Source organism: Grimontia sp. THUN1695, assembly GCF_059704325.2.
This window is the reverse complement of the sequence record NZ_AP046577.1, coordinates 1,758,072-1,769,986: the sequence shown is the minus strand read 5'-3', so window position 1 is coordinate 1,769,986 and position 11,915 is coordinate 1,758,072. Positions and strand designations below refer to the sequence as shown.

Genomic DNA, 11,915 nt, shown 5'->3' with positions numbered 1-11,915 from the left:
GCCCCGGGAAGGGCGCTGTTTGAGAAGGCAGGCTTTCCCCGATCAGGTTACGGTGATCATGCGCATGGTGTTGGTGGCGCCGACATACCTCATTACATCTCCTTGAGTGAATATCACCACATCCCAGGGTTTGAGGTATCCTTTCTCTTTCAACAGGGCAATGGCTTTGTGCGCAACGTCGGCACCTGCACCGGTATCACTGTCAAAGTAAACAGGTGTGACGCCGCGGTACAATGCTGCACGCGAGAGTGTTGAATCATGACGTGATAGCGCAAAGATAGGCTTGCCCGAACTGATCCGTGACATCATGAGAGCAGTCTTGCCAGATTCTGTCAGGGCGATCATTGCCTTCACTTTGGGCATATGGTTCGCCGCATACATGGTTGCCATCGAGATGGTTTCTTCAATCAGCTCAAACTCTTTATTGAGGCGGTGATTGGAAACATTGATAGAAGGCATCTTTTCCGCGCCGATACAGACTTCTGCCATGGCTTTCACGGTTTCCAGCGGGTAATCACCGGCAGCAGTTTCTGCGGAGAGCATCACTGCATCCGTGCCATCCAATACGGCATTTGCTACGTCCATCACTTCAGCGCGGGTTGGCATGGGGGACTTGATCATCGACTCCATCATCTGGGTAGCGGTGATCACACAGCGATTCAATGAACGGGCACGGCGGATAAGTTTCTTTTGCACACCCACCAGTTCCGGATCGCCAATTTCCACACCTAAATCGCCACGGGCGACCATCACCGCATCAGAGGCTTCGATAATGTCATCGATATTCGCGTCAGAAGCCACCGTTTCGGCGCGTTCCACTTTCGCCACCAAACACGCATCCAGGCCCGCTTCCCGCGCCAAAGAGCGTGCAAGGCGCATGTCATCACCATTGCGTGGGAAAGAAATCGCCAGATAATCGACATTGATCTTTGCCGCTATCAGAATGTCTTGCTTATCTTTGTCAGTCAGGGCTGGGGCCGATAAGCCGCCGCCTTTTTTGTTGATCCCTTTGTTGTTGGAGAGGGGGCCACCCACAGTCACTTCTGTGTGGATTTGGGTGCCTTCAACTGACATGACTTTGAGCTGTACGCGACCGTCATCAAGCAGCAGGATGTCGCCAGCCTTCACATCATTTGGTAGGTTTTTGTAGTCTATACCGACACGCTGGTTGTCGCCTTTACCCGGTTCCAGAGCAGCATCCAACACAAAATGGTCACCAACAGTAAGTTGGACTTTTCCCTCTTTGAATGTCGATACCCGGATTTTAGGCCCTTGGAGATCACCGAGGATGCCCACATGGCGCCCCAGCTTCGCAGCGATTGCACGGACTTTATTGGCGCGGTTTATATGATCTTCCGCTGTACCGTGTGAAAAGTTCATCCGCACCACGTTTGCGCCAGCTGCAATGATTTGCTCCAGCATGTCACCTTTGTCGGTAGCGGGGCCCAATGTGGTTACGATCTTTGTTCGTCGTAGTGTCTCAGACATGCAAGTCTCCTGAGTGAAAATGCTTACGAAACAGAAAAAGAGAGTGTGAGTAAACGTGTCGTGAGCGGAAAAAACGAAAAAAGGGTAGACGCTACGCCCCCCCTTTCTCTGCTAAGTCAGTGATTCTTTGTTGAATCGAGAGTCTTTTATCGCTTCTTTGACGCGTTTGAGGTTTTCACGGAAGCCTGGGCCTCGGCGCAAGGTAAAACCGGTTGCCAACACATCAATCACTGTCATTTGTACAACGCGGCTTGCCATTGGCATATAGATGTCAGTGTCTTCCGGCACATCCAGCGTAATGGTCAAAGAACACACTTTGTCGAGCGGTGAGCCTTTCTCTGTGATACCGATAACAGTTGCGCCATTCTCTTTCGCCAATGTCGCGACATCCACCAGCGACTTGGTACGGCCGGTGTGGGAGATCACAACAACCACGTCGCCATCTGTGCAGTTAATACAGCTCATACGCTGCATCACGATGTCGTTAAAGCAGACGATAGGGATATTAAAGCGGAAGAATTTGTTCTGTGCATCGTGAGCTACAGAGGAAGAAGCCCCCAAGCCGAAGAACGAAATTTTCTTGGCTTGGGTGAGCAAATCAACAGCACGGTTGATTTGGTGGGGATCGATGCTGTTTTTCGCCACATCCAGACATGCCATGGTGGATTCGAAAATTTTCGACGTGTAAGCGTCTGCACTGTCATGTTCTTCAACATTACGGTTCACATATGGGGTGCCGTTTGCCAAGCTTTGTGCCAAATGCAATTTGAAATCGGGGAAGCCTTTCGTGTCCAACCTGCGGCAGAAACGGTTCACAGTCGGTTCACTGACATCGGCCATTTTGGCCAGTGTCGCGATACTGGAGTGAATAGCTGTCTGTGGAGAGGCGATAATAACTTCAGCGACTTTCCGTTCAGACTTACTAAAGTTTTCAATATTTTTTTGTATTTTTTCTAGGGTGTTCATTCCGATTACCGCGTTGCTTCCGCTGTCTAATTTGTCAGCGGCAGGTGTCTTAAAAATCACATATCGCATGCTGACTTAAAATTGGGTGAAATAATGCAATGTCCAACAATGTTATAGTTGAGTGTAACGGTTGGATTCTCTGAAAGGCATTCTAACCAAAAATACCTTGGAAAAATTTGTATTCATTCACGCTTTTGGTTGCTTAATTACACAATATAGAAGCTTTTTTTCACCAAACGAGAAATAGGTTGGATTTCTTGTGGCACGTCTCGAAGCTATTGGCATGACAAGTGAAAAACAATTACAAGGCGGTGTTGATGTCGAAACCTTATAAAACAGTATCAATATGTGGGTGTGGTTGGCTTGGCCTTCCACTGGCAGAGAAAATGCACAAAGCAGGATACGTTGTCACGGGAAGCAAACGTAGTCATGACTCATTGGCATTGCTGGCTTCGAAGCATATTGATGGGGTCGTTTTCGACATTTTTAGTGATGAATACGCACCAGAATCAATACCGCTATTCGAGAGCGATGTCTTCGTTGCCAATATTCCCCCGGGCCGCCGTACTGTGGATAGCGCAGTGTTTGTCCAGGCTATGAAGAAACTGGTCGACACGGCCAAATCGGGTGGTGTGAAACAGTTCATCTTTATCAGTACTACATCGGTTTATGGCAATGTGAAAGGCAAAGTAACCGAAAGCACGGTTTGTGAACCTGATACGGCTTCCGGGAAAGCGCACCGGGAAATCGAAGAATATGTGCTCGCCCAGTTTCCCACAGGAGGGATTGTTTTAAGGCTTTCTGGTTTGGTGGGAGGAGACAGGCATCCGGGGAAATACCTTGCTGGAAGAAAAGATATCAGCGGTGGAAAGGATCCCGTTAACCTGATTCACCGTGATGATTGTGTTGAGGCGATTATTGCTATCGTCAAAAAGCAAGCAGGGGGGGAGATCTTCCACCTCAGTGCGCTGGAACACCCATCGCGATCGGCGTTTTACTGTTGGGCTGCCGGGGCAATGGGGTTAGATGAGCCTTCCTTTGTTGAAGAAGGCGGGGAAGGCAAGTATATCGCTCCTGAAAACACCCTGGACCAGTTAGGTTTAACACTGGTTTACCCGTCACCTTTTGATATGCCTGTACCGGCGTTGCACTGACACCAGACATAAAAAAAGCCCGCTTCATTCTGAAGCGGGCAACATAAATGTTTTTAAGCAGGAGTAAGAAAAAGCAGCAGCATGTAGCGATAAGGATGAAATCATGTGTGGCGGCCAGCTATACATGGAAGGCACTTATTCGCTATCTACACAATGTCAGACTGACTCCTGTCAGATAAGTTCAAAAATTTCGAAAAAAAATTCTCTTCCTCTAAAAACGGTTCATTCGGCCGCTGTCAGACACTAGGGCGAAAAAAAGCCCGTACGCAATTCAGTGTACGGGCTTCAGAAGAATAAAAACTTCTAAGAAAAAGCAGTGGCACTATATGTGACCTGATGAGCCAGCAATTGTTCCCCAAAACGCAAAATTTTTTCTCAATAGTGAGCGTAATCTTTTCGCATTGCGCCAAATAACACCGATTTACAGTCAGTTACGGTGATCGAATTTTTTACTGAAAAAAGGGTAGATTTTTATGGATGTTTAGGGGTTGTTATTAATGCTAACGGGATGTAAAGTTAAACAAGTGTTTAATACAGGTGAATGAAAATGGCAGGGAAAGGCGAAACCAAAAGAAAAATTCTCGATGCCGCTGAGCAATTATTTGCTGAGCATGGTTTCAAAGAGACCTCTCTTCGTACCATTACGAGTAAAGCTGGCGTAAATCTGGCGTCAGTTAACTATCATTTTGGTGACAAGAAATCGCTGGTGCGTGCAGTGTTAGCCCGGTATCTGGAACAATTCATGCCACAACTGGCACAAGAATTGACGTTACTGTTGTTGAAAGACGAGATCTCAATGGTGGAGGTTTTTGCCTGTACCAAACGTCCTCTCCTCGGGCTGGATACATTTAAACGTGATGGTGCGTCAACATTTATGCAACTGATTGGGCGCGGTTACACCGATGTTCAAGGTCACCTGCGTTGGTTTATCACCACCCGTTACGATTCCGTCCTCTCTTTGTTCACCCAAGCTGTTGCGAAAGCCAACCCGGCACTGAAGCCTGAACATGTGTTCTGGCGGCTTCACTTCACCCTTGGTGCCGTTATTTTCACCATGGCGTCAAACGTTGCGCTAAGCGAGATTGCCGAGAATGATTTTGGTCATAACGTGACGACAGAAGACATTCTCGACCGATTAATTCCTTATCTGGCGGCAGGTGTGGATGCGCCGCTTGGCAAGGAACTGTCACTTGTAACCAGCGGTTTTCCGCGCAGTGCAGGTTAAAAAATAATAAAAAATTAACGTGTTACAAATACAAGGATCTGAATCATGAGCTCTCAACCATCACTTAGAAGACGCTACTTGAGCGACCCGGCGTTCACGTTTTTCAAAAAGGTTCTTCCTCCCCTGTCTGAGACCGAGCGCGAGGCAATGGAAGCAGGCAGTGTATGGTGGGACGGCGAATTGTTCGCTGGTAGTCCCGACTGGCGTAAACTGCTGCAATACCCAAAACCCCGCCTGAACGATGAAGAGAAAGCGTTTATGGATAACCAGCTTGAAACCTTGCTGGCTATGCTTGATGATTTTGATATCGTGCAGGAGCGTAAAGATTTACCGCCGGAAGTCTGGGAATTCCTGAAAAAAGAGAAGTTTTTCTCGCTGATTATTCCTAAAGAATACGGTGGTCTTGCGTTTTCAGCCTACGCTAACTCAACCATTGTATCGCGCATTGCGACGCGCAGTTTGAGTGCGGCAGTGACAGTGATGGTGCCTAACTCACTCGGTCCCGGTGAGCTGCTGACCCATTATGGTACTGATGAGCAAAAGAATTATTGGCTGCCACGTCTTGCCAATGGTGAGGAAGTTCCTTGTTTTGCACTGACAGGCCCGGAAGCCGGTTCTGACGCAGGCTCTATTCCCGATAAAGGCGTTGTCTGCATGGGCATGCATGAAGGCAAAGAAGTGCTGGGTATCAGCCTGACCTGGAATAAACGCTACATTACCCTTGCGCCTGTGGCTTCGGTGCTGGGATTGGCGTTCAAACTGCACGATCCTGATGGGCTGTTAGGCAAAAAGGAACAACTGGGTATTACCTGTGCATTGATCCCGGCCGATCATCAAGGCGTTGAAATTGGAGAACGCCATAACCCGCTTGGCCTGGCGTTTATGAACGGTCCAACCCGTGGGGAAAATGTCTTCATTCCGATGGAATGGGTCATTGGTGGACAGGATTATGTCGGCAAAGGCTGGCGTATGCTGGTGGAATGTCTGTCCGCAGGGCGGGGTATTTCACTGCCTGCACTCGGTACGGCAGTGGGGCACCTGACTGCGCGCACGACCGGTGCTTATGCCTACGTGCGGAAGCAGTTTGGCATGCATATCGGTAAATTTGAAGGTGTGGGCGAAGCCATGGGGCGCATTGGCGGTTACACCTACATGCTGGAAGCGGCGCGCACCCTGACAACAACCTCTCTCGACATGAAAGAGAAGCCGGGGATTGTCACCGCCATTGCCAAATATCACATGACCGAATTGGCACGTACCATCCTCAATGACTCGATGGATATCCACGCTGGTCGTGCTATCCAGTTAGGGCCTTTAAACTACGTGGGTCACCACTATTTTGGTATGCCGGTCGCCATTACGGTGGAAGGGGCGAATATCCTGACCCGTAACCTGATGATCTTTGGTCAGGGGGCGACACGCTGTCATCCTTATGTACTTCAAGAGATGGAAACGGCGGCGGAGAAAGATGATGCGAAAGGTGCTGCAGCATTCGATGCATTACTGATTAAACATATCGGTTTTGCTACCAAAAACGTTCTGATGTCTTTTACCAACGCATTTACCCGTTCACGCTTAAACAGCGCTCCGGTATCCGGTGAAACCGCCAGTTATTATCGTCATTTGTCACGCATGAGCCGTGCGCTGGCGGTGACAGCAGATGTGGCCATGTTGACACTGGGCGGTGAACTCAAGCGCCGTGAAATGTTATCAGCCCGTCTTGGTGATGTGCTGAGTCATCTGTATCTGGCGTCTGCAGTGTTGAAGCGTTATGAGGATGAAGGCCGCCAGCAGTCTGATTTGCCCTTTGTTCATTACTCATTGCAGCATTGTCTGAACAAATGCGCTGAAGCGTTTGATGGTGCGTTCAATAACTTCCCACAAAAAGGTGTCGGGTTCTCGCTGCGCGCGATCCTGTTCCCGCTGGGTATGCACTACAACGCACCGTCTGACAAACTGGCGACCCAGATTGCGGACTTGATGATGACACCGGGCGCGCACCGTGAACGACTGACCCACCTTTGTTATGTCGGTGATAAGGCCGACGATCCGGTAGGCATCATGGAACGCGCGTTTGAAGCGATGGTTTCAGTGAAACCCTTGGAGAAGAAAATGGCACTTGCAGCAAAAGCGAAGCAAATTCCGGCCAAAGGCCTGCTGGCTGATCGCCTCGCCGCTGCTCTTGAGCAAAATGTCCTGACGCAAGAAGAAATAGACAATATCAAACATGCTGACGCACTTCGCTATGAAGCCATTCAGGTGGATAATTTCGACCCGTCTTGGTTTAAAAGTGACAAAGTGCCGGTGGCTGGAAACGGTAAGAAAGGGAAAGCCGCCTAACCGCTGATATGTTCTCAAAAACGCCGCAACAGCGGTGTTTTTTCTTGCTAACACCTCCAACCACTGCCCGAAAACCGGCTTTTGCGACAAAAATAAGTGCCAAAACAAGATGAAGTATTTATCCTAGGCCCAACTTTGAAAGGAAGGTTGAATATGATCATCAAACCGAAAATTCGCGGATTTATCTGTACGACGACCCATCCAAAAGGATGTGAAGCTAACGTAAAAGAGCAAATCGAATACACCAAAGCCCAAGGACCTATTGCCAATGCACCCAAACGCGTGCTGGTTGTTGGCTCTTCAAGTGGCTATGGCCTGTCATCGCGCATTGCTGCTGCGTTTGGCGGCGGTGCAGCGACCATCGGTGTGTTTTTCGAAAAGCCGGGCACAGAGAAAAAGCCGGGCACAGCAGGTTGGTACAACTCTGCCGCGTTTGACAAGTTCGCGAAAGAAGAGGGGCTGTATTCCAAGAGCCTGAATGGCGATGCGTTCTCTGATGAAGCGAAAAAGAAAACCATTGAACTGATTAAACAAGATCTGGGCCAGATCGATATGGTGGTTTACTCACTGGCATCGCCTGTCCGTAAACTGCCAAAAACCGGTGAAGTGGTGCGCTCATCGCTGAAGCCAATCGGTGAGGTTTATCGTTCAACTGCGGTAGACACCAACAAAGACGAAATCATTGAAGCAACGGTTGAACCGGCCACTGAGCAGGAAATCAAAGATACCGTGACTGTTATGGGCGGTGAAGACTGGGAACTGTGGATTCAGGCGCTGTCTGATGCCGGCGTACTGGCAGCTGGCTGTAAAACCGTGGCATACAGCTACATCGGTACAGAGCTGACCTGGCCTATCTATTGGGATGGTGCGTTGGGCCGTGCGAAAATGGACCTGGACCGCGCAGCGGCTGCCCTTAATGAGAAACTGTCAGCGACTGGAGGTAGTGCAAACGTTGCTGTACTGAAGTCTGTTGTCACCCAGGCAAGCTCGGCGATTCCTGTGATGCCTCTTTACATCGCGATGGTCTTCAAGAAAATGCGCGAGGAAGGTGTTCACGAAGGCTGCATGGAACAAATCTACCGCATGTTCAGCCAGCGTCTATACAAAGCAGATGGCTCAGCACCGGAAGTGGACGATAAAAACCGCCTGCGTCTGGATGACTGGGAACTGCGTGATGATATCCAACAGCATTGCCGTGACCTGTGGCCACAGATCACCACAGAAAACCTGAAAGTGCTGACCGACTACGTGGAATACAAAGAAGAATTTCTGAAACTTTTCGGCTTCGGTATTGAAGGGGTGGATTATGATGCCGATGTCAATCCGGAAGTGGATTTCGACGTTCAGTCTATTTAACGCCAGACACTTGTCCTAACGATGAAAAAGCCAGCGAGAAAATCGCTGGCTTTTGGTTTTTCACTCTTCGGGCATTAAGCGCTTTGATGAAAAAGATCAGATGTTTTTGCTAAAACTTTGATCAATATGGCTGATATTTATCAGATTTGCTTGATAAAGAAGCAAACGAACCAAAACTCTTAAATTTCTGCGTGACAGCATAAAAAACTTATGTAGAATGCCAACCCGTACCGCAGAGGAAGGCAACTTACTGAAGCGGAGTTAACGAAGGCGCGTTGGCAGAGTGGCTATGCAGCGGATTGCAAATCCGTGGACCTCGGTTCGACTCCGGGACGCGCCTCCATGATGCGACACTAGCTCAGCTGGTAGAGCGCAACCTTGCCAAGGTTGAGGTCACGAGTTCGAACCTCGTGTGTCGCTCCAAATACTTGTTGACGACTTGTTCGGTAACAAAAAAGTTGACATCGTACTTTAAACGATGAATCGGACGCGGGATGGAGCAGTCTGGTAGCTCGTCGGGCTCATAACCCGAAGGTCGTTGGTTCAAATCCGGCTCCCGCAACCACTTTTAATTATTCGGTAATGCCGGGTAATGTGCGACACTAGCTCAGCTGGTAGAGCGCAACCTTGCCAAGGTTGAGGTCACGGGTTCGAACCCCGTGTGTCGCTCCAAATTATTTGCAGATGGTGCCTGCCGTCGCAATCACAGAATTGCGTGCCCTGGTGGTGGAATTGGTAGACACAAGGGATTTAAAATCCCTCGGCGTTCGCGCTGTGCCGGTTCAAGTCCGGCCCGGGGCACCATTAAAAACAACGGCTTACAGGCTTGTGCGTGTGAGCCGTTTTTCTTTTGGTAATATTTGGTAATATTTCGGCGGTTAAGAGAGGGCACTTGCTCCACTTTTCTGTCGTAAGTTGCCACCTGTCTCTCGGTCTTATGACCTGAAAAAATTTGCTTCTCTCTCGCACTTCCCTCGTAATCTGAAATCCTTTGGCCTTCAAATCATGAAAGGTGAAATCCAGGAGAAGCCCTGTTTCTTTTCTTGCCTTTTCCCGCGCTTTTCTCTAACGAGAATTAAACCCATCACGTGTAAAAGAAGAGCCCGTCGCTTGATGGATGACATACAGGCTATTTACGCCATAGACATTGTCACACTCTTTCACCGCTTCCCTGAGCTCTGGGCTTCATAGCTTGATTTGTTTCTTCCCGGTTTTGCCTTGCTGGATAAAGATCCCGTCATCCAAAATTTGGTCTTTACGCAAAGAGAGAACATCTTGTTGTTTGGTGGCGCAGAGATAGCTGATTTGCATCGCAGCGCGAGTGGCTGTTTCAACGGGCGGTGGCGAGGTTTTCTGAGGGGCATGATGCTGTTTTGCGGAAGTTGAGGGAGTGCCTCTGGGGACAGGTGTCTTAGACTCAATATTGGACAGAATCATGCCAGTGAACTTACTAAATTTGCAATTATTTTTAAATTACCTCAGGTATGGAAAAGTCACGTAACTCAGAGTCTAGTATTGATCGTGCGGATCTAGTCTGAACTAATAAATATTAGACCATTGCTACAGTATCGTAAGAGTGGTGACCGCCAAGCTGAGATCATAACAAGCTCCATGAGTCTTTTAGCCCTAAACGGCTAATTCCCAGCTATTAGCCTAAAATGGCTAAATTTGTATTATTAGCCATAAGTGGCTAAATTGATGCTATTAGTCATAAACGGCTAAATCAGCATCTGAGTCAGGGCAAGATCATGAATATTTTTTGTCCAATTCGAGGTCAAAATTGACCTGACGAGTCGACTGTGATCTTATGCTCCTCTTTTGAGGAGAAGCCATGAATTTAGATACCATCAAAGCGTATTTCAGCATCATCCGTGACGAGCGGCAAAGCGCAAAAGTAGACTACCCACTGTTTGATATTCTATTTGGTTCAATCTGTGCCGTTATCGCTGGAGGCCAAGGCTGGACTGATATTCGCGAGTACGTTCTTGGTCACCATGAGTGGTTCCTTAAACAGGGCTTGTTTGAAAAAGGGGTGCCCGTTGATGATACCTTTGCTCGTCTGATTTCAAATATTGATCCCGCTGAATTCCGCGATTGCTTTCTAGCCTGGATGAAAGCCGTTCACAAGCTAACCTGTGGTGAAGTGGTCGCCATTGACGGCAAGACCTTACGCGGCTCTTATGACAGAAACGACAGGCAAAGCACCATCCATATGGTGAGTGCCTATGCCAGCGCCAACCAACTCGTATTGGGCCAGCTTAAAACCGATACTAAGAGCAATGAAATCACCGCGATACCCGCATTGATCCAGATGCTCGACTTGCGAGGCGCCATCGTGACGATTGATGCGATGGCCTGCCAGACCAAGATAGCCAAGGCTATCACGCGCAAAGGCGGCGATTATTTATTGGCGGTTAAGGGCAATCAAGGCAAGTTAGCGGCAGCGGTACAGGCCGCTTTCAGTCCACATCGACGCGCTCCGATTGACAGAGGCACATGTCAAATTGAGAAGCAGAAAGGCCGGATTGAAGCGCGTACTTGTCATGTCCTGAGTGCATGTGAGTTGGACGGTGACTTCTCCATCTGGAATGGGCTAACCAGTATTGTGATGGTCGAAAACTACCGGGCAGCAAAAGGCAAAGAGCCAGAGTTGGAGTATCGCTACTACATCAGTTCAGCCGAGCTGACCCCAGAGCAGGCAGGAGATGCAATCCGGGCTCACTGGGGCATTGAGTCCATGCATTGGATTTTAGATGTCAGTATGCGGGAAGATGCTTGCCAGATTTACCGAGCAAACGCCGCTGAAAACTTGGCAGGGTTAAGGCACATGGCACTTAACATGCTCAGGGCAGAACCCACCAAGATTAGCGTACCGATGAAACAGAAACGTTGCATGATGAAACCCGCCTTCTTGGAGCAGGTCCTTATGGCCGGATTGACGTCAATGGCTAAATCCTAACCATTCATGCGGACGCCCTGGGGGTGCAAGTATCTAAGTAACTAGACGATGAAATAAAACTGTGAATTATATTTTCATCCAAAGGTGGCTCGATACCCTCCTTGTCAAGTGCATCGACTAATTCTCCGACCTCAATTACACATTTGTATTTGGCTTCCAAATGGAAAACGAAATCTTCACCAATGCCCATGAAATCGACTAGCAACATGACTTTGTTCATATTCATACTTTCCATAGAAACTATCCTTTTTAGCCCTAACGCCCGCTTAAGGGGCAGCCAACGCCACTACTACGCTTCCGCATAACACCATAAACACACAAACCAACGCATAGTAAAAATGCCGCGCGTTGGCTGTCCCTCTTGAACCGTTTGTTGAACGAAGCCGCTACGCGGCAGAATGCCGCCTGACCGCCTACGTTTCTCCCA

General features: G+C 48.7%; 9 protein-coding genes and 5 tRNA genes. 10 read left to right on the top strand and 4 right to left on the bottom strand.

Going from position 1 to position 11,915, the window contains the following annotated elements; genetic code table 11:
• Positions 1-42 precede the first annotated feature (42 nt).
• Together pyk and AC6IB1_RS11565 are read right to left on the bottom strand one after the other, a co-directional pair.
• Positions 43-1,488, bottom strand: a complete 1,446-nt coding sequence (gene pyk / locus AC6IB1_RS11570; RefSeq protein ID WP_497566789.1) for a pyruvate kinase — start codon at positions 1,486-1,488, stop codon at positions 43-45.
• 111 nt (positions 1,489-1,599) lie between these two features.
• Positions 1,600-2,454, bottom strand: a complete 855-nt coding sequence (locus AC6IB1_RS11565) for a MurR/RpiR family transcriptional regulator (RefSeq protein ID WP_497566788.1) — start codon at positions 2,452-2,454, stop codon at positions 1,600-1,602.
• 317 nt (positions 2,455-2,771) lie between these two features.
• Here AC6IB1_RS11565 and AC6IB1_RS11560 point away from each other — a divergent pair, with 317 nt between their 5' ends.
• The 9 genes from AC6IB1_RS11560 (at position 2,772) to AC6IB1_RS11520 (ending at position 9,333) form a co-directional block, all read left to right on the top strand.
• Positions 2,772-3,608, top strand: a complete 837-nt coding sequence (locus AC6IB1_RS11560) for an NAD-dependent epimerase/dehydratase family protein (protein WP_497566787.1) — start codon at positions 2,772-2,774, stop codon at positions 3,606-3,608.
• A 547-nt stretch (positions 3,609-4,155) separates the two neighbouring features.
• Entirely contained in the window at positions 4,156-4,833 is a 678-nt protein-coding gene (gene psrA, locus AC6IB1_RS11555; RefSeq protein WP_497566786.1) for a TetR family transcriptional repressor PsrA, read from the top strand.
• Positions 4,834-4,878: 45 nt separating this feature from the next.
• Positions 4,879-7,173: an acyl-CoA dehydrogenase gene (locus tag AC6IB1_RS11550; protein ID WP_497566785.1), complete on the top strand. Its 2,295-nt coding sequence runs from the start codon at positions 4,879-4,881 to the stop codon at positions 7,171-7,173.
• Between the two features lie 153 nt (positions 7,174-7,326).
• Positions 7,327-8,529: an enoyl-ACP reductase FabV gene (gene fabV, locus AC6IB1_RS11545; protein WP_497566784.1), complete on the top strand. Its 1,203-nt coding sequence runs from the start codon at positions 7,327-7,329 to the stop codon at positions 8,527-8,529.
• A gap of 269 nt (positions 8,530-8,798) precedes the next feature.
• Positions 8,799-8,872 (top strand) — tRNA-Cys (locus AC6IB1_RS11540).
• Between the two features lie 4 nt (positions 8,873-8,876).
• Positions 8,877-8,952: transfer RNA gene (locus tag AC6IB1_RS11535), tRNA-Gly, on the top strand.
• 65 nt (positions 8,953-9,017) lie between these two features.
• Positions 9,018-9,094, top strand: a tRNA-Met gene (locus AC6IB1_RS11530).
• A gap of 31 nt (positions 9,095-9,125) precedes the next feature.
• Positions 9,126-9,201: transfer RNA gene (locus tag AC6IB1_RS11525), tRNA-Gly, on the top strand.
• A 45-nt stretch (positions 9,202-9,246) separates the two neighbouring features.
• A tRNA-Leu gene (locus tag AC6IB1_RS11520) sits at positions 9,247-9,333 on the top strand.
• A gap of 381 nt (positions 9,334-9,714) precedes the next feature.
• Here the strand turns inward: AC6IB1_RS11520 and AC6IB1_RS11515 are convergent.
• Positions 9,715-9,966 (bottom strand): site-specific integrase, encoded by a 252-nt coding sequence (locus tag AC6IB1_RS11515; RefSeq protein WP_497566783.1) that lies wholly within the window; start codon positions 9,964-9,966, stop codon positions 9,715-9,717.
• Positions 9,967-10,360: 394 nt separating this feature from the next.
• Here AC6IB1_RS11515 and AC6IB1_RS11510 point away from each other — a divergent pair, with 394 nt between their 5' ends.
• The gene (locus AC6IB1_RS11510; RefSeq protein WP_497566782.1) at positions 10,361-11,488 is read left to right on the top strand and encodes an ISAs1 family transposase; all 1,128 of its coding nucleotides are present in this window, start codon (positions 10,361-10,363) and stop codon (positions 11,486-11,488) included.
• Positions 11,489-11,492: 4 nt separating this feature from the next.
• On the opposite strand, the gene AC6IB1_RS11505 is transcribed toward AC6IB1_RS11510, so the two are convergent.
• Complete coding sequence (locus tag AC6IB1_RS11505; protein ID WP_497566781.1) at positions 11,493-11,723, bottom strand: hypothetical protein; 231 nt, start codon at positions 11,721-11,723, stop codon at positions 11,493-11,495.
• Positions 11,724-11,915 lie beyond the last annotated feature (192 nt).